Annotated in this window: 15 protein-coding genes; 10 read left to right on the top strand and 5 right to left on the bottom strand. The window is 71.8% G+C overall.

Features of this window, described 5'->3' with window-relative positions; genetic code table 11:
* From H9I38_RS02545 to H9I38_RS02500, 10 genes are all read left to right on the top strand, one after another.
* Entirely contained in the window at window positions 1–696 is a 696-nt protein-coding gene (locus H9I38_RS02545) for a DUF3710 domain-containing protein (protein WP_226337047.1), read from the top strand.
* A complete protein-coding gene (locus H9I38_RS02540) occupies window positions 693–1,340 on the top strand; it encodes a DUF3159 domain-containing protein (protein ID WP_226337046.1) in 648 nt (215 codons plus the stop codon). The genes H9I38_RS02545 and H9I38_RS02540 overlap by 4 nt, the downstream gene beginning before the upstream one ends.
* Complete coding sequence (locus H9I38_RS02535; protein WP_226337045.1) at window positions 1,337–2,878, top strand: class I SAM-dependent RNA methyltransferase; 1,542 nt, start codon at window positions 1,337–1,339, stop codon at window positions 2,876–2,878. The genes H9I38_RS02540 and H9I38_RS02535 overlap by 4 nt, the downstream gene beginning before the upstream one ends.
* 152 nt (window positions 2,879–3,030) lie before the next feature.
* Window positions 3,031–5,838, top strand: coding sequence for an aconitate hydratase (locus tag H9I38_RS02530; protein WP_226337044.1), 2,808 nt, complete (start codon window positions 3,031–3,033; stop codon window positions 5,836–5,838).
* A 179-nt stretch (window positions 5,839–6,017) separates the two neighbouring features.
* A complete protein-coding gene (gene dxs / locus H9I38_RS02525; RefSeq protein ID WP_226337043.1) occupies window positions 6,018–8,012 on the top strand; it encodes a 1-deoxy-D-xylulose-5-phosphate synthase in 1,995 nt (664 codons plus the stop codon).
* A complete protein-coding gene (locus H9I38_RS02520) occupies window positions 8,009–8,671 on the top strand; it encodes a DUF402 domain-containing protein (RefSeq protein ID WP_226337042.1) in 663 nt (220 codons plus the stop codon). Before dxs ends, H9I38_RS02520 begins: the two co-directional genes overlap by 4 nt.
* Window positions 8,668–9,231, top strand: a complete 564-nt coding sequence (locus tag H9I38_RS02515; protein WP_226337041.1) for a hypothetical protein — start codon at window positions 8,668–8,670, stop codon at window positions 9,229–9,231. The genes H9I38_RS02520 and H9I38_RS02515 overlap by 4 nt, the downstream gene beginning before the upstream one ends.
* A 61-nt stretch (window positions 9,232–9,292) precedes the next feature.
* On the top strand, window positions 9,293–10,267 hold the full coding sequence (locus tag H9I38_RS02510; protein ID WP_226337040.1) for an aldo/keto reductase: 975 nt from the start codon (window positions 9,293–9,295) through the stop codon (window positions 10,265–10,267).
* Window positions 10,268–10,381: 114 nt separating this feature from the next.
* Window positions 10,382–11,047 carry a SatD family protein gene (locus H9I38_RS02505; protein ID WP_226337039.1) on the top strand — a complete coding sequence of 222 codons (666 nt, stop codon included), beginning with the start codon at window positions 10,382–10,384 and terminating at the stop codon, window positions 11,045–11,047.
* The gene (locus H9I38_RS02500; RefSeq protein WP_226337038.1) at window positions 11,044–11,454 is read left to right on the top strand and encodes a hypothetical protein; all 411 of its coding nucleotides are present in this window, start codon (window positions 11,044–11,046) and stop codon (window positions 11,452–11,454) included. Before H9I38_RS02505 ends, H9I38_RS02500 begins: the two co-directional genes overlap by 4 nt.
* A gap of 27 nt (window positions 11,455–11,481) precedes the next feature.
* On the opposite strand, the gene H9I38_RS02495 is transcribed toward H9I38_RS02500, so the two are convergent.
* The 5 genes from H9I38_RS02495 to H9I38_RS02475 form a co-directional block, all read right to left on the bottom strand.
* Window positions 11,482–13,605: a 3-hydroxyacyl-CoA dehydrogenase NAD-binding domain-containing protein gene (locus H9I38_RS02495; RefSeq protein ID WP_226337037.1), complete on the bottom strand. Its 2,124-nt coding sequence runs from the start codon at window positions 13,603–13,605 to the stop codon at window positions 11,482–11,484.
* Between the two features lie 63 nt (window positions 13,606–13,668).
* The gene (locus H9I38_RS02490; protein ID WP_226337036.1) at window positions 13,669–14,934 is read right to left on the bottom strand and encodes an HRDC domain-containing protein; all 1,266 of its coding nucleotides are present in this window, start codon (window positions 14,932–14,934) and stop codon (window positions 13,669–13,671) included.
* The gene (locus H9I38_RS02485; protein ID WP_226337035.1) at window positions 14,931–15,506 is read right to left on the bottom strand and encodes a DUF3000 domain-containing protein; all 576 of its coding nucleotides are present in this window, start codon (window positions 15,504–15,506) and stop codon (window positions 14,931–14,933) included. The genes H9I38_RS02490 and H9I38_RS02485 overlap by 4 nt, the downstream gene beginning before the upstream one ends.
* A 98-nt stretch (window positions 15,507–15,604) precedes the next feature.
* Window positions 15,605–16,666, bottom strand: a complete 1,062-nt coding sequence (locus H9I38_RS02480) for a threonine aldolase family protein (RefSeq protein WP_226337034.1) — start codon at window positions 16,664–16,666, stop codon at window positions 15,605–15,607.
* A 9-nt stretch (window positions 16,667–16,675) separates the two neighbouring features.
* On the bottom strand, window positions 16,676–18,067 hold the full coding sequence (locus H9I38_RS02475) for a DUF6421 family protein (RefSeq protein WP_226337033.1): 1,392 nt from the start codon (window positions 18,065–18,067) through the stop codon (window positions 16,676–16,678).
* Window positions 18,068–18,180: the final 113 nt, after the last annotated feature.

Below are 18,180 nucleotides of genomic sequence, written 5' to 3'. Positions count from 1 at the left end.
ATGGCACTGTTCGGCTCCCGCAAGAAGAAGGAAGCGACCACCGCGGAGGACCTGCCTGCGGAGAAGGAGGCTCGCGAGGACGCGCCGAAGACCTCGGCCGCGTCCGAGCAGGCTCCCGCTGAGACGGCCGCCCCCGTGAAGCGTGAGCACAGCCGCGAGAACGGCCCCTTCGACGCCTCGGAGAAGTCTCCCGCGGAGGACGCTGTGGACCTCGGCGGCATCGTCATCGAGGCGCCCGAGGGCACGCACATCCGGCTGGATGTGGACCAGGCGACGGAGGCCATCGTGGCCGCGACCGTGGACATCGGCGCCTCGAGCCTGCAGATCCAGGCGTTCGCGGCCCCGAAGACCTCCGGGCTCTGGGAGGAGATCCGCGGCCAGATCAAGGAGTCCGTGGCCTCCCAGGGCGGCTCCTCGGAGACCATCGACGGCGACTTCGGAGACGAGCTGTTCGTGAAGCTCCCCATCCAGAGCCAGGACGGCTCGATGGGCTACCGCTCCGCCCGCTTCCTCGGGGTGGACGGGCCGCGCTGGTTCGTGCGCGGCGTGCTCGGCGGACCGGCCGCGACAGACGAGGGCGAGGCGGCCGCGCTCCTGGAGATCTTCCGGTCTGTCATCGTGGTCCGGGGCGATGAGGCGATGCCGCCCAAGGAGCTTCTGCCCCTCACCGTCCCCGGTAACCTGCAGCAGGCATGACGCCTGATCAGGGGCCCTCGCTGGACGACCGCCTTGCGCGCTTCTCCGCTCGGGGCAGCGGCGGGCAGCTCTCTCCGCTCGCGAGCGTCGGCGGCTGGAGGGGCGTCGCGGAGACCCTCATCCCGGGGCTGGTCTTCACGCTCGTCTTCACCCTGGGCGGCTCGCTCATGCCTGCGGTCCTCTCGGCCCTGGCCGTGGGCGCCGTGTTCACCGCGGCGCGGCTGCTGCAGCGCCAGCCGCTGGCCCAGGCGCTCTCCGGCCTCGTCGGCGTCGGGATCTGCGCGGTGTTCGCCGCCCGCTCCGGAAGGGCCCAGGACTTCTTCCTGCCCGGGCTCATCATCAACGCCGTGTACCTCGTGCTCATGCTCGTCTCCGTCGCCGTCCGCTGGCCCGCGGCGGGACTGCTCTTCGGCTTCCTCCGAGGCGAGGGCACCGGATGGCGGAGCGAGCCGGCCCGGCTGCGGCAGTACAGCGCGGCGACGATTCCCCTCGCGGTCCTCTTCGCGGTGCGGCTCGCGGTCAAGGCCCCGCTCTACTTCTCGGGCAGTGTCGCCGAGCTCGGCGTCCTCAACGCCGTCCTCGGAGTGCCCGCCTTCGCGCTGGCGCTGTGGATCGGCTGGCTCATGTCCCGCCCGCGCGCATGAGCGCCGGGACGCAGGACCCCGCGGGCGGGCGCGCTGAGGAGCCGGCAGCCGGGGAGCGCGTGGGGGACGTGCTCGACCTGGACGTCGGGGCGCCCGCGAACGGCGGGGCCCACGTGGCTCGCCGGGGCCCGGGGGAGAAGGTCGTCTTCGTCTCCGGCGCGCTGGAGGGGGAGCGGGTCCGGGCCCGCATCACCCGGGCGCAGCCGAAGGAGAGCTTCGTCCGGGCCCGCGTCGTCGAGGTGCTCGAGCCCTCCCCGGCTCGGCGGAAGCACCCGTGGCCCGTGGCGGACCCGCTCGAGGCGCCGGGCGGCATCGCCGTCGGCGGCGCGGAGCTCGGGCACGCCGCACCGGCCGAGCAGCGCAGGATCAAGGCGACGGCGGCCAACGACGCGCTCGTGCGGCTCGGCCGCTTCCGGGAGGAGGGGCTCGCCCAAGCGGGCCTCCTGCCGAAGGAGGCCCGCGAGGTGCCCGTCCCCAGCGGATCGGAGGGCTGGCGCACGCGGATCGCCCTCGCCGTCGGGCGGGACGGCCGGCTCGGCATGCATCCGAGCGGCACGCGCGAGGTGCTCTCGCTCGAGGACATGCCGCTCGCGGTGGACGCGCTGCGCATCCCGGGACTCTTCCGCACCGACTTCACCGGACTCGAGCGGGTCGAGCTCGCGGCCGGCTCGGACCAGGTCCTCGTCCTGCTCGTCGAGCGCGCCGCGCGCCGTCCGCAGCGCGGGCAGGGCCGCCGGGGCGCTCGGCCTGCGGGACACCGCCGCTTGTCCCCACAGCGCTGGACGGAGCTCGCGGAGGCGGCGGCCGCCGCGGTCCGGGAGCACCAGGCGTCTCGGGGCCAGAGCGGCGCTGCGGACGCTGCGGAGCCGCAGGGCGTCTCCGTGGCGGCCTGGAGCCCGACGACGGGCGAGCTGACCCCGCTCATCGGACGGGCGGAGCTGCGCCAGGACGTGGTCCACGGGGGAGTCCGCCGCTCCTACCGTGTGACGGGGGACGGCTTCTGGCAGATCCACGAAGGGGCCCCTCAGGCCCTCGCCGACGCGGCGATGGAGCTGCTCGACCCCCGGCCGGGCGAGCGGATCGCGGACCTCTACGCCGGGGCGGGGCTCTTCACGGGCGCCGTCCTCGAGACGGTGTCCGCCCGGGGCGGGCTGTGCGGCTCGCTGCTCTCGGTGGAGGCCTATCCCGTGACGAGCGCGGACGCAGCGGCCAACACCCCCGGCGACAGGACGGAGGAGGGAGTCGGCGTGCGGGTTCGGGCCTCCAAAGTCGAGGACGCCCTGCACGGAGAGCGGCTCGACGCGCTCGTGCTCGATCCCTCCCGGGCCGGGGCGGGGGCGAGCGCCGTCCGCGCCATCGCCGCCACCGGCGCCGCACGCGTCGTGTACATCAGCTGCGACGCGGCGTCGTTCGCCCGGGACGCGCGCCTGCTCGCGGACGAGGGCTATGACCTGGTCCGGCGCGAGCTGTTCGACATCTATCCGGACACGCACCACGTGGAGACGGCAGCTCTCTTCCAGCGGGAGTCCGAGGGTTAGGATGAGGGCAACGGCCCGCGTCGCGCGGGCCGGCGCTTCTCGCCGGGGAGAGTGCCTCCCAGGCGGACGCCGTCGGATGTTTAGGATCGCCTTACTGGTTCGACGGCGCAGTGCGGGACGAAGATGGCGAATGGCGAGAGGAGTCAACGCACATGACGACAGTTGACAGTTTCGGTGCCAAGGGAACCCTCGAGGTCTCCGGCTCCGAGTATGAGATTTTCCGACTCAAGGCGGTCGAGGGAGCGCAGAAGCTCCCGTTCAGCCTCAAGGTTCTCCTCGAGAACCTTCTGCGCACCGAGGACGGCGCCAACATCACCGCGGACCACGTCAAGGCCCTGGCCTCGTGGGATCCGGAGGCTGAGCCGAACACCGAGATCCAGTTCACCCCGGCCCGCGTGATCATGCAGGACTTCACGGGCGTTCCCTGTGTCGTCGACCTCGCCACGATGCGCGAGGCCGTCAAGGACCTCGGCGGCGACCCGAAGCGCGTGAACCCGCTCGCGCCGGCCGAGATGGTCATCGACCACTCCGTCCAGATCGACGCCTTCGGCAACTCCGGCGCGCTCGAGCGCAACATGGAGATCGAGTACGAGCGCAACGGCGAGCGCTACCAGTTCCTGCGCTGGGGCCAGACGGCCTTCGACGACTTCAAGGTCGTGCCCCCGGGCATGGGCATCGTCCACCAGGTGAACATCGAGCACCTGGCTCGCGTCGTCATGACCCGCGAGGTCGACGGCGTCAAGCGCGCCTACCCGGACACCTGCGTCGGCACCGACTCCCACACCACGATGGTCAACGGCCTCGGCGTGCTCGGCTGGGGCGTCGGCGGCATCGAGGCCGAGGCTGCCATGCTCGGCCAGCCCGTCTCGATGCTCATCCCGCGCGTCGTCGGCTTCAAGCTGACCGGCCAGATCCCGGCGGGCGCCACGGCCACCGACGTCGTGCTCACCATCACGGAGATGCTGCGCAAGCACGGCGTGGTCGGCAAGTTCGTCGAGTTCTACGGCGACGGCGTCGGCCAGGTCCCGCTTGCGAACCGCGCCACCATCGGCAACATGAGCCCCGAGTTCGGCTCGACGGCGGCGATCTTCCCGATCGACGACGTGACGCTCGACTACCTGCGCCTGACGGGCCGCTCCGACGAGCAGGTCGCGCTCGTCGAGGCCTACACCAAGGAGCAGGGCCTCTGGCACGACGCGGCGAACGAGCCGGTCTTCTCCGAGTACATGGAGCTCGACCTCTCGACCGTCGTGCCGTCCATCGCCGGCCCGAAGCGTCCGCAGGACCGCATCGAGCTCACGGACGCCAAGGCCCAGTTCCGCAAGGACCTCCACAACTACGTGGACGTGGACGTGCAGCAGCCGGACGCGGAGTCCTTCCCCGCCTCGGACGCACCGGCCACGAGCCCGGGCGACGAGCAGCCGGAGGGCCAGGAGCCGCGCACGACCGTGAGCGCCGCCCAGGGCGCCGCCGGCCGTCCGAGCAAGCCGGTCAGCGTCTCCATGGAGGACGGCCGCGAGTTCGAGCTGGACCACGGCGCGGTCTCGATCGCGTCCATCACGTCCTGCACGAACACCTCGAACCCGTCGGTCATGCTCGCCGCGGCCGTGCTCGCGCGCAACGCGGTGGCCAAGGGCCTCACCTCGAAGCCGTGGGTCAAGACCTCGATCGCCCCGGGCTCCAAGGTGGTCACGGACTACTACGAGAAGTCCGGCCTCATGGACGAGCTCGAGAAGATCGGCTTCTACGTCGTCGGCTACGGCTGCGCCACGTGCATCGGCAACTCGGGCCCGCTCGAGCCCGAGGTCTCGAAGGCCATCCAGGACAACGACCTCTCGGTGACGGCGGTCCTCTCCGGAAACCGCAACTTCGAGGGCCGCATCAACCCGGACGTGAAGATGAACTACCTCGCGTCCCCGCCGCTGGTCATCGCCTACGCGCTCGCCGGCTCGATGGACTTCGACTTCGAGAACGACGCCCTCGGCAAGGACCAGGACGGCAACGACGTCTACCTCAAGGACATCTGGCCGGACCCGGCCGAGGTGCAGAAGATCATCGACAGCTCGATCGACAAGGGCATGTTCGAGGACTCCTACGCCACGGTCTTCGAGGGCGACGAGCGCTGGCAGTCCCTGCCGACGCCGAAGGGCGACACCTTCGCGTGGGCCGAGGACTCCACGTACGTCCGCAAGCCCCCGTACTTCGAGGGCATGAAGGCGCAGCCGGACGCGGTCACCGACATCGAGGGCGCGCGCGTCCTCGCCAAGCTCGGCGACTCGGTCACCACGGACCACATCTCGCCGGCCGGCTCCTTCAAGTCGGACTCCCCGGCGGGCAAGTACCTCATCGAGCACGGCGTGGACCGGAAGGACTTCAACTCCTACGGCTCCCGCCGCGGCAACCACGAGGTCATGATCCGCGGCACGTTCGCCAACATCCGCCTGCGCAACCAGCTCCTCGACGGCGTCGAGGGCGGGTTCACCCGGGACTTCACCCAGGAGGGCGGCCCGGAGTCGACCATCTACGACGCGTCCGTGAACTACGCCGAGCAGGGCACCCCGCTCGTCGTCCTCGCGGGCAAGGAGTACGGCTCGGGCTCGTCCCGCGACTGGGCTGCGAAGGGCACGGCGCTCCTCGGCGTCCGCGCCGTCATCGCCGAGTCCTACGAGCGCATCCACCGCTCCAACCTCATCGGCATGGGCGTGCTCCCGCTTCAGTTCCCGGAGGGCGAGTCCGCCGAGACGCTGGGCCTCGACGGCACGGAGACCTTCTCCGTGACGGGCGTGACCGAGCTGAACGAGGGCACCACGCCGAAGACCGTCAAGGTCACGGCGGCCAAGGAGGACGGCTCGTCCAAGGAGTTCGACGCGGTGGTCCGCATCGACACACCCGGCGAGGCCGACTACTACCGCAACGGCGGCATCCTGCAGTACGTGCTCCGGAGCCTCGCCTCCAAGTAGCGGCTGCACCGAAGACCCGGCTCTCCGACTCCCGGAGGCCGGGTCTTCGGCGTTCCGCCGCGCGGCGTCCGCGCCCGGCGGCTGCCTCCGTGCAGCCTCCTCGCCGCCCGCGCCGCCAGGTTTAGACTGTTGACCATGCGCGCCTCGCCCCGGGGCGCGGGGGAGGGAGCGGAGTACGCATGACGATCCTGGAGTCCATTCGCGAGCCGGCTGACCTGGACAGGCTCTCGCCGCAGGAGATGGCGGACCTGGCGGACGAGATCCGGGCGTTCCTCATCACCAACGTCTCCCAGACGGGAGGACACCTCGGGCCCAACCTCGGCGTCGTCGAGCTGACCATGGCCGTGCACCGGGTCTTCGAGTCGCCGCGTGATCCGGTGGTGTTCGACACAGGCCACCAGTCCTACGTCCACAAGCTGCTGACCGGCCGGAAGGACTTCTCCACGCTGCGCCAGGAGGGCGGCCTCTCCGGCTATCCGGACCGGGGCGAGTCCGAGCACGACGTGGTGGAGTCGTCCCACGCCTCGAGCTCCCTCTCGTGGGCGGACGGCATCTCCCGGGCGTTCGCCCTCAAGGGGGAGAAGGACCGCTGCGTCGTCGCCGTCGTGGGAGACGGCGCGCTGACGGGCGGCATGGCGTGGGAGGCCATCAACAACATCGCGGAGGACAAGAACCGCCGCGTGGTGATCGTCGTCAACGACAACGGCCGCTCCTATGCGCCGACCATCGGCGGGGTGGCCAAGTACCTCGCCTCCTTCCGGCCGGCGATCGACTCGGTGCGGACCGCCTCGCAGTACGAGCAGGCGCTCGGCTACTTCAAGCGGCGGCTCCAGGCCTCGGGCGGTGCGGGGAAGACCTTCTACAAGGGCCTGCACGCCGCCAAGAAGGGGGCCAAGGACTTCTGGGCGCCGCAGGGGCTCTTCGAGGACCTGGGCATGAAGTACATCGGTCCCGTGGACGGGCACGACCTCGCCTCGCTGGAGCGGGCGCTGCGCCAGGCCCGGGACTTCGGCGGGCCGGTCATCGTCCACGCCATGACGGAGAAGGGGCACGGCTATGCGCCGGCCCGCGCCCACGAGGCGGACCAGTTCCACGCGGTCGGCGTCATCGACCCCGAGTCGGGCGTCCCCGTGTCCGCGGCCAAGAGCCAGTCCTGGACCTCGGTCTTCTCCGAGGAGATCGCGGACATCGCGGACGAGCGCGAGGACATCGTGGGCATCACGGGCGCGATGCTCATTCCCGTGGGCCTGCACACCATGGCGGCGCGGCATCCCGACCGGGTGTTCGACGTCGGCATCGCGGAGCAGCACGCGCTCACGAGCGCAGCGGGCATGGCCTTCGCCGGGCTGCACCCCGTCGTCGCCGTCTACGCCACCTTCCTCAACCGGGCCTTCGACCAGCTGCTCATGGACGTCGCCCTGCACAAGGCGGGCGTCACCGTCGTCCTGGACCGCGCCGGAGTGACCGGACCGGACGGCCCCAGCCACCACGGCATGTGGGACATGGCCGTCCTCCAGGTGGTGCCGGGCCTTCACCTCGCCGCACCTCGCGATGCAGAACGGCTGAGGGAGGAGCTGCGCGAGGCCGTGGCGATCGAGGACGCGCCGAGCGTGGTCCGCTTCTCCAAGGGAGAGGTGGGCCAGCCGGTCGAGGCGATCGAGCGCCTGTCCGACGGCGTCGACGTCCTGGCTCGCGTCGGAGAGGAGCAGGTGGACGAGCACAACGCCCGCCGGGACGTGCTCCTCGTGAGCGTCGGCGCCATGAGCGAGATCGCCCTGGACGTGGCCGAGCGGCTCAACGCGCACGGCATCACCGCCACCGTCGTCGACCCCCGCTGGGTGCTGCCGGTTCCGGAGTCCGTCATCCGCCTCGCGGGGGAGCACCGGATCGTCGTCTCCCTCGAGGACGGGGTCCGGGCCGGCGGCGTGGGCTCGCGCATCCGCCAGGAGATGCGGGCTGCGGGCGTGGACACGGCTCTCTCCGAGGTGGGGCTCCCCGCGGAGTTCCTCGCCCACGGGACCCGCTCGCAGGTCCTGTCCCGGGTGGGGCTCGACGCGCGCAGCATCACGGCGGACATCGTCGCGCAGGTGCTGGGCACCAAGGTCCCCTTCGCTCGCGGGGCCGGGGCCTCCGCCGGGGTCTCGGACAACACCGGAAGCCTTCCTCGCCTGTGAGGGTCTCTGCCCACGGCCCCGGACCCCGTCCCGCGGAGCGGGAGGCGCTGAGGCATGACGTCTCGGCGCTCGCCGCGGCAGAGTTCGGGGAGCCCGTGATCGTGCGGGCCTGGAAGTACAACGGCCTCGCCCACTACACGGTGCCCGGGCGCTACGCCGGGGCGGACGAGCACGGACACTGGGTCCGCCAGCCCGCGGGCGCCTTCGTGGCCCGGCCGGGTCTCGGATTCTTCGCCGGGCGGCCGGCTCTCTGCCTTGTGCCGCACGGCAGCCCGTGGATCGCGACGTTCCATCCCCGGGACAGCGCAGACGGCCCCGACTGGCACACGTACGTGGACGTCTCCGCCATGCTCCGTGCCCACGAGTTCTCCGCGCCCACGGCGCAGCCGGGCGTGCGGAGCCGGGGCTTCGAGGTGGAGAGCTTCGACATGGACCTCGACGTCGTCGCCTCCCACACCCGCGGCGTGTTCGTGGACGACGAGGACGAGTTCCTCGAGCACCAGCGGCAGTTCGGCTATCCCGCGTCGCTCGTCGAGGCCATGGAGGCCTCGGCCGAGGCGGTCAGCTCGGCGATGCTCGGGAACACGCCGCCCTTCGACAACCCTTCGGCGACCGTCAGCTCCTGGTGGTCCCGCTCAGAGAGACTGGAGACCCCATGACGATCGCCCGCCTGTACAAGATGGACGCCACGCCCGAGCCGCTCTTCCGCGAGGCCTGGATCGAGGCGGACGAGGAGGGCAACGCCCAGGTCGTCGTCAACCGCGGCTCCCTCGGCCACGAGTCGACGACGGAGTCCGCGGACGTCGTCGCCGTCGAGGAGGCGGAGCGCCTCTTCGCCGCCTTCCGGGAGCAGTGCGAGGCGGACGGATTCCGCGAGCTCGCTCCGGAGGAGTGCGAGACGCTCATCGTCCAGTACAAGCTCAAGACCCGTGAGGGGACCGAGCGGGACAGCTATTTCGAGCGGAAGACCAGGGAGGCCCTGACGCGCTACTTCGCCTGGCGCGGCCTCGGCGAGATCGTGGAGACGGAGCGGGGCGCCTTCCGCCTCAACCACGTGGTCCGCGTCCCGGACGCGAAGCGCGCCCTCAAGGGCGCGCTCATCGCCCTCCGGGAGTTCGACCCCACCAAGATGACCCTGGCCGTGGCGCCCCGCGGCTCGGAGCGGTTCATCCGCCGCCACCCGGACAAGGGCCCGGCCTTCTCGCGCTACGGGGACTGACCCGGTCCTCACCGTCCAGCCGGCGGCCCAGGAGGCCGAGACAGCGAAGGAGAGCACTCGCATGAGAATCAACCGCCTCGGGGCCTCGGGCCTCGCCGTCTCCGAGATCGGACTCGGATGCAACAACCTCGGACGGCCCAAGACCGCCACGGAAAGCCAGGCCGGAGCGGACGCCGTGGTGCACGCGGCCCTCGACGCCGGGATCACCCTCTTCGACGTGGCGGACATCTACGGCGCGGAGCCGGGGCTCAGCGAGCGGATGCTCGGCCGCGCGCTCGGGAAGCGCCGAGACGAGGCGGTCCTCGCGACCAAGTTCGGCATGGACATGCAGGGCGCCAACGGTCCGGACTTCGGGGCGCGCGGCTCGCGGCGCTACATCATGCAGGCCGTCGAGGCCTCGCTCTCCCGCCTCGGGACCGACCACATCGACCTGTACCAGTTCCATACGCCCGACCCGCTCACGCCGATCGAGGAGACCCTCGCAGCCCTCTCCGACCTGGTGGAGCAGGGCAAGGTCCGGTACATCGGCCACTCCAACCGCGCGGGCTGGCAGATCGCCCAGGCGGAGTACGCCGCGCGGGCGCTCGGCCGGGAGCGGTTCGTCAGTGCACAGAACCACTACAACCTCATCGACCGCCGCGCCGAGCTCGAGGTCATCCCCGCCGGGGAGGCGCTCGGCCTCGGGGTCCTGCCGTACTTCCCGCTCGCCCACGGCCTGCTCACGGGCAAGTACGGGCAGGGCACGGCTCCCGAGGGCTCGCGGCTGTCCCACAACCGCCCCCACCTGCTCGAGGAGACGGACTTCGAGGCGCTGGCCGCCCTGGAGCGCTTCGCGCGGGAGCGGGACATCACCATGGTGCAGCTCGCCTTCTCCTGGCTGCTCGCCCAGGGGCCGGTGGGCAGCGTCATCGCGGGCGCCACCCGGCCAGAGCAGGTCCGCGCCAACGCGGAGGCGGCCGTGTGGAGCCCGACGGCGGACGAGCTCGCCGAGATCGACGCGCTCTTCCCGGCCCCGGAGAAGGTCGCGCTGTTCTGAGCAGCGGATCGGCCGGGTGTCCTTGATTCCGTGAAATTAAGCTCCAGAGCTTGATAGTCATAAATCAAGATGTAAACCTTGATAGCCCCGGCAGTGATGTGCTCTACTGGAGGCATGTTCGCCGTGACCATCGACCAGCGGGACAGCCGCAGCCGCCCGGACGCGGTCCCCGCCCTCCTCGAGGCCCTCGCGCCCGTCTCCGCCTCGCTCGCCTTCGAGCGCACGGCAGGGGATGAGGTGCAGGGCCTCCTCGCGGACGCCGCTCAGACGGTCGAGGTCCTCGAGCGGGTGCTGAGGCTCGGTGGCTTCTCGGCCGGCGTGGGCATCGGCGGCGTCGAGCACCCCCTGCCCGCGTCCACGCGGGAGGCCAGGGGGGATGCCTTCATCGCCGCTCGGTCAGCCGTCGAGGAGGCCAAGCGGCGGCCGTCGGCGCCGGTGGCGGTGCGGGGGCCGGACGGCTGCGAGGAGTGGGAGGACGCAGACGCCCTGACCTGGACGTGGGCCCGACTGCTCGCCGGACGGACGCAGAAGCAGTGGGAGGCCGTGGAGGCGGTGCAGGCGGCTCGGACGCAGAAAGAGGCCGCCGAGGCCATGGGCCGCACCCCGCAGGCCCTCTCACAGCTCGTCCGGGCCGCTCACGCCGAAGAGCTGGAGCGCGCCGGCCGCGCCGTCGCCTCGCTCCTCAAACAGGCGGACGCCTCGACGGGCGCCGCAACGACGGCGGACCAGGGGAGCGGACCGGCCCCCGCGGACGAGACGGAGAAGGAGGCACGCCGATGATGCCCTGGTGGCTGGCTCTGGCAGCCCTCGCCGTGAGCGCGGCGGGCGGCTGGGCCGTGACGGGACTGTTCCTCTGGATCGGCGAGCACCGGCCCAGGCCGCGGGAGAAGCGCGTGGTCCTCCTCGAGGCCGGCGAGGAGAAGCCGAACGAGGCCATCATGCGGGGAGGCCTCATGATCGGCGTGCTGGAGCGCATCGCCGTCACCGGAGGCCTGCTGGCGGGCTACCCGGAGGTCGTCGCGATCGTCGTCGCCATCAAGGGCCTGGGCCGCTTCAGCGAGCTGAAGAAGACGCCCGCCGCGGCGGAGCGGTTCATCGTGGGGACCATGGCCTCGCTCCTCGTGGCGTTCGCGGTGGCCATGGCGGCGCTGCTCATCGCCGGCCAGCCCCTGCGGGTCAAGCCGTAGGGATCCGGCTAGGACCTGCGCTCGGCCCTACTCCCCGGCGATCGCGCCGAACTCCCGGCCGCGCACGCGCTCGGAGGCGCCGACGCGGTCAAGGTACGGCGTGATGCCGCCGAGATGGAAGGGCCAGCCGGCTCCGAGGATCATGCAGAGGTCGATGTCCCGGGCGCTGGCGACCACGCCCTCGTCGAGCATGAGCCCGATCTCCTCCGCGAGAGCGTCCTGCACCGTCCGCAGAAGCTCGTCGCCGGAGACGGGGGAGTCGCCGAACTCGAGCAGGCGGAGGGTGGACTCGGGAATGTGAGGCCGCCCGTTCTCGTCCTTCTCCCAGATGCGCTTGACGCCCGCGTCGATGAGCCGCTGCTGGTTGGGCGAGACCCAGAAGCGGTCCCCGAAGGCCGTGTGGAGCGACTCGGACACGTGCTGCGCCACCGGGATCCCCACCATCGCGAGGAGCGTGAACGGGGTCATCGGCAGGCCCATCGGGTCGAGGGCGCGGTCCGCGGTCTCGGCGTCGGTGCCGTTGTCCCACGCCCGGGCCACCTCGCCGAGGAGGCGGAGCAGGATGCGGTTGACCACGAAGGCCGCGGCGTCGTGCACGAGCACCGCGGTCTTGCCGAGGCCCTTGGCGAGCACGAAGGCCGTGGAGAGCACGTCCTCGGAGGTCGAGTCCGTCTTTGCGATCTCGAGCAGCGGCATGACCGCCACGGGGTTGAAGAAGTGGAACCCGATGACGCGGTCCGGGTGCTTCAGCCCCTCCGCCATCGCCGCGACGGAGAGGGAGGAGGTGTTCGTGGCGAGAATGCAGTCCTCGCGCACGATCTCCTCGAACTCCGCGAAGACCTGCTTCTTGACGGAGAGCTCCTCGAAGACCGCCTCGATGAGGAAGTCGGCGTCCGCGTACTCCGAGCGGTCCGTGGTGCCCGTGACGAGCCCGGTCAGCCGGCGCGCCTCAGCCTCGCCGATCCGGCCCTTCGCGGCGAGCTTCTCGATCTCCGCGTGGACGGCCGCGACGCCCTTGCGCACGCGCTCCTCGTCCACGTCCGTCATGGGGACGGGCACCTGGAGCCGGCGGGCGAAGACGAGCGCCAGCTGCCCCGCCATGAGCCCCGCGCCGACGACGCCGACCTTGGAGACCGGACGGGCGATGGAGGGATCCGGCGCGCCCGCGGGCCGCTTGCCCCGCTTGGTCACGAGCTCCAGGAACGCGTAGACGGTCGCACGGAACTGGGGAGACTGCATGAGCTCCGCGAGCGTCTCGATCTCGATCTCGCGGGACTCCTCGCGCGTCAGCGTGCGGCCCCGGCGGAAGACGTCGACGACGGCGAGGGGCGCCGGCGCGGCTTGTCCCGTCTTGCCCTGGACGAACGCCGCAGCGGCGTCTGCGGCCTTCTCCCAGCGCTGGGCCACGGTCTCCTCCGCCGGGTCCACCGCGTTGGGCCGGAGAACCTGCTCCTGGCCGGAGACCACGCGCGCCGCCCACTCGAGGGAGCGGGGGACGAAGTCCTCGCCCTGGACGAGGGCGTCCGCGATGCCGAGCTCGGACGCCTCGTGTCCGCTCAGGGAGCGGTTGTTGTTGAGGGGGTTCTTGACGATCACCTCGACGGCGGCCTCGGGACCGATGAGCCGCGGCAGCAGGTAGATGCCGGACCATCCCGGGATGAGCCCGAGGAAGGCCTCGGGGAGGGAGATGCCCTTCGCGGCGTCGGAGACCGTGCGGTAGTCGCAGGCGAGGGCGAGCTCGAGGCCTCCGCCCATCGCGGTGCCGTTGACGAAGGCGAACGTGGGGACCGGCAGCTCGTGGATGATCTGGTAGACCTCGTGGCCGAGGGCGGCCATCGCCCGGCCGTCCTCCTCCGTCTCGAGCTGGGTGACCGTGCTGAGGTCGGCTCCGGCGAGGAAGGTCCCCTTGGCTCCCGTGAAGGCGACGCCGGCGATCTCACCGTCCTGGGCGCGGCGCGCCAGGTTCTCCAGGCAGGCGCGGAGCTCGAGGAGCGAGGAGGGCCCGAGCGTCGTGGGGCGCCCCTTCGCATCGCCGTTGTCGAGGGTCACGAGCGCAATGGGGCCCGCGGGGGTCTCGACGTCGTGCGCGGAGGCCCGGGTGACCACCTCGTTCGGGACCTTGGCTGCCAGTGCGTCGAAACGGGATGCCATGTGCTCCTCCTGGGCGAGAGACCGTGTTGAACTGTGATCCAGACTACGCCGGTTCAGCCTACGCTACCGCCCGGTAGAGGTCGCCCGGGCGAACGCCTGGGCCAGCGGATCCGCCGTGAGCCCGATCTGCCACGGTCGGGCGCCCAGAGCGGCGAGCGCGGAGGCGACGTCCTCGGTCTCCATGTCCGCGGACGCCGTCCAGCAGAGCTCGCGGTGGACGGCCGGCTGGAGCAGGTTCTCCACGGGCAGGCTCAGCTGCTCCGCGAGGTCCTGGATGTCCGGGCGGGACTCGGTGAAGCGGGCGAAGGCCTCCGGGTTCCGCGACTCCCAGGTGCGAGGCGCGGGCAGCTTGCCCGTCGAGGGGCCGCGCAGGTCGGGATACGGCGTGCTGTCTGCTCCCGCCCGGAGCGCCTCGAGCCACCGCGGCGCCTCCTTGCGGGCGAAGCGGCCGTGGAATCCGTGCGCCTCGAGGAGCTGGGGGACCGTCCTCGGCTGGGCCTTGACCGCGGCGACGAGGGCGCTGTCCGGGAAGAGATGGCCGGGGGAGACGTCCTTGCTCTGCGCGAGCGCCTCGCGGGCCTCCCAGAGGGACTTGGCCATGGAGAGGAGCCGGCGCGACTTGAGCGAGGAGAGGCCGGACGTGCGGCGCCACGGGTCCTTCCTCGGCTCCGGGAGCCCCTGGGCCAGCAGGTGCGCGAACTCCTGGTAGGCCCACTCGAGCTTGCCCTGGAGCGCGAGCTCTCCGATGAGCGCCTCGCGGACGTCGGGGAGGACCTCGACGTCGAGCGCCGCGTACGTGAGCCAGGCCTGGGGGAGAGGCCGCTTGGACCAGTCGGAGTTCGAGTGCTCCTTCGCCAGGCGCACCTCGAGCGTCCGCTCCACGACGGAGCCCAGCCCGAAGCGCTCGTAGCCGGAGAGCCGGGCGGCGAGCTCCGTGTCGAAGACGGCCGCGGGAGCGAGCCCGAGCTCGTCGAGGCAGGGCAGATCCTGCATGGCCGAGTGGAGGATCCACTCGGGGCCGGAGAGGACGCGGGCGAGCGGCCCGAAGTCCGCGCCGGCCGTCACGAGCGACTCCGTGTCGACGAGCAGGATCCCGGAGCCCGCCCGCTTGAACTGGGCGAGGAAGGCGCGCTGGCCGTAGCGGATGCCGGAGGCCCGCTCTGCGTCGACCGCGATGGGGCCGCGTCCGGCGGCCAGGCGGCGCACCGCCTCCTCGAGTCCGGCCGGCGTGTCGACGACGGGAGGCGTGCCCTCGGCCGGGCGGTCGAGCAGGGGCAGCTCGGCGGAGGCCGCGCTCTCGGCGGGCCTCTGCTGGGTGCGTCGGGTCATGTGTACCTCAGTCCCGGCAGGGGTGCTGCGTCGTCGTTCTCCGGCGGGAAGCCCGCGAACGCCGAGAGGACGGACTGCCAGGCGGAGAGGTGTGAAGCGATGGAGCCGCGCGGCGTCCACGAGGCGCGCAGCTCGATGTCCATGACGGCCGAGCCGCCGTCGAGCGTGCCGAAGGACTCCTTGTGGACGCGCGTGGCGTGGCCGCCGAGGCGGTGGGCCGCGGCACCGGCGGAGTCGAGGGACTCGGTGAGCCAGTCCCAGGCCACGGAGGACATGAGGGGGTCGTTGCCCATGTCCTCCTCGAGGTCCGCGCGGACGTACGTCACCACGCGGAAGTCGCCGTCCCAGTCCTCCGGCGCGGACGGGTCGTGGAGGAGCATGAACCGGCCGGCCGCGGAGGTCCCGTGCTGCTCGGCCCGCGCCTCGGCTCCGAGCGCGACCGCGAACGGGGCAGCCGACTTGGGAGCGGGGACCTCGGAGATCCGCAGGCCCCGGCGATGCGGGACGCCGGCGAGCTCCGAGACGGCGGCGCGGAAGGCCGCCGGCACGGCGCTGGCGGTCTCCCGGGGCACGCTGACGAGGAGAGGGGGCGTCCCCTCTCGACGTGGCCCGGGATGCGCGGCGTTGATCGGCACTCCTCCAGGGTACGTTCGGGCCGCGGGCGCCCGGGCTAGGCGCGCCGCGCGGCCTCCAACTCCTCGCGGACGAGGTCCGCGAACCCGTCCACGTCCTCCTCCGAGGTGTCGAACCCGGCCATCCAGCGGACCTCGTGCCGGGCGGCGTCCCAGTCGTAGAAGGGGAACCGGGCCCGCACCCGGTCCGCCACCGCAGGGTCGAGGATCGCGAAGACGGCGTTGGCCTCGACCCGGTTGCTCAGCGTGACGCCCTCGACGCCGTCGAGCGCGGCCGCGAGACGGCGCGCCATCGCGTTGGCGTGCTCGGCGTTGCGCCGCCACACGTCCCCCTCGTAGAGCGCGATGAGCTGGGCGGAGACGAACCGCATCTTCGAGGCGAGCTGCATCTGCGCCTTGCGGATGTAGTCGACGCCTTGCGCCCGCTCCGGGTTGAGGACCACGACGGCTTCGCCGAAGAGCGCGCCGTTCTTCGTGGCCCCGAGGGAGAGGACGTCCACGCCGGCGTCCACGGTCAGCTCCCGCAGGCTCACGCCCAGGGCCGCGGCGGCGTTGCCGAGCCGCGCGCCGTCGAGGTGCAGGGCCATCCCGAGGCCGTGGACGTGCTCCGCGATCGCCCGGATCTCCTCGACGCTGTAGAGCGTCCCGAGCTCCGTGGACTGCGTGATGGAGACGGCGGAGGGCCTGGCGCGGTGCACGTCGTCGAACCCCCACGCCTCGACGTCGATGAGCTCGGGCGTGAGCTTGCCGCCCGGCGCGGGGACGGGGAGGAGCTTGAAGCCGCCCACCCGCTCCGGCGCGCCGCACTCGTCCACATTGATGTGCGCGGTGGAGGCACAGATGACCGCGCCCCAGCGGGGCACCACGGAGGAGAGGCCGACGACGTTGGCGCCCGTTCCGTTGAAGACCGGGTATGCCTCGGCCTGCTCGCCGAAGTTCGCCCGGACCACCTCCGCCAGCCGCTCGGTGTACCGGTCCGCGCCGTAGGCGGACTGGTGGCCGCCGTTGGCCTCGGCGATGGCCGCGAGGACCTCGGGGCACACCCCCGAGTAGTTGTCGGAGGCGAATCCGCGCTGGTCTGGATCGTGAAGAGCAGTCATGGGGCGAGTCTATGCATCCGTCCCGACGATGCCCGCGGTGGAGGCGACCGTCTCGCGCATCTTCTTCTCCAGCGCCTCGTAGAACATCGAGAGGGGGAACTCGTCGTCGAGCAGCTCGTCCGTGACGAGGCCGAGCTTGCCCGTGGTCGGCAGCGCGTCCGGGCCCTTCGCCCACACGGAGGCGGGGTGAGGCGTGAGGGTGCCGGAGACGAGCTCGTACGCGGCGAGCCAGTGGCTGACCTTCGGGCGGTCGATGGACCGCCAGTAGAGGACCTCGATCTCCTCTCCGAGGGCGTTGACGGCCGCCGGCAGCTCCGACCAGTCGATGTCGAGCGTGCCATCCCGCCAGTTGAGCACGCGACGCTGGTGGAGCCAGGCGAAGAGGAGCTGGCCGCCGAGGCCGTCGTAGTTGCGCACCCGCGAGCCCGTCACCGCGAAGCGGAAGACGCGGTCGAACACCACCGCGTACTGGACCAGGCGGGCGCGGTGGCGGACCGTCTCGCTCTGCTTCGGGTCGTTCGCGAGGCGCACGCACTCCCGGAACGCCGTGAGGTCGCACCGCAGCTCCTCGAGGCCGTAGAGGAAGTAGGGCATGCGCTGCTTGATCATGAACGGGTCGAACGGCAGCTCGCCGCGCATGTGCGTGCGGTCGTGGATGAGGTCCCAGAGGATGAACGCCTCCTCGGCGAGCTTCTGGTCCTCGAGCATCGCCTCCGCCTCCTCGGGGAGGCGCAGCGCGGTGATCTCCGCCGCCTTGCGCACCACGCGGCGGTACCGGGCCGCCTCGCGGTCCTGGAAGATGGCGCCCCATGTGAACTCCGGGGTGGAGGACGTGGCCACCGACTCGGGGAAGAGGACGGCCGAGTTGGTGTCGTAGCCCGCCGTGAAGTCGATGAAGCGGATCGGGAGGAAGAGGGGGTTGGAGAACTCGCTCGCCTCCAGCTCGCCGATGAACTCCGGCCACATGACCTGGAAGAGGACGGCCTCGAAGCGGCGGTCCGTGGAGCCGTTCTGCGTGTACATGGGGAAGACGACGGCGTGGACGAGCCCGTCCACGCGCTGGGACGCGGGGGCGAACGCCACGAGAGAGTCGAGGAAGTCCGGAATGCCGAACCCGTCGGCGGCCCAGGCTCGGACGTCTCCGGCGGCGAGGCGCAGCGAGTCCGCGTCGTGGGGGAGGAGCTCGGCGAGGTCCTCGAGGGCTGCGGCGAGGCGCTCGGCATGCCCGGCGATCTCGTCGCGCGGCGCGTCCTCGACGAGGGAGCCGTCCTTGCGCTGGTGCGGGGCGATCGCGGTGCAGGCCGCCTTCGCCGCCGTCCAGGCGGGGTGGGCCTTCAGCTCGTCGGGCCGCGGGAGGTCTGCGGGCGAGGGCAGGTGCTGGAGGTCGAGTGAAGTCGTCATGCCGACGAGCGTAAGCAGGATCACATTTTCCTGGCCCGGGGTGAGCGCCGAGCACCGCGAATTGCGTTGCTCGGCGGCGGGAGGCCGGGGCCGCCCCGGAGTGAAGACGCCGG

This window comes from Arthrobacter sp. UM1, assembly GCF_020483305.1.
In the GTDB taxonomy this organism is placed as follows: domain Bacteria; phylum Actinomycetota; class Actinomycetes; order Actinomycetales; family Micrococcaceae; genus Falsarthrobacter.
This window is presented reverse-complemented; position numbering and strand designations above follow the sequence as displayed.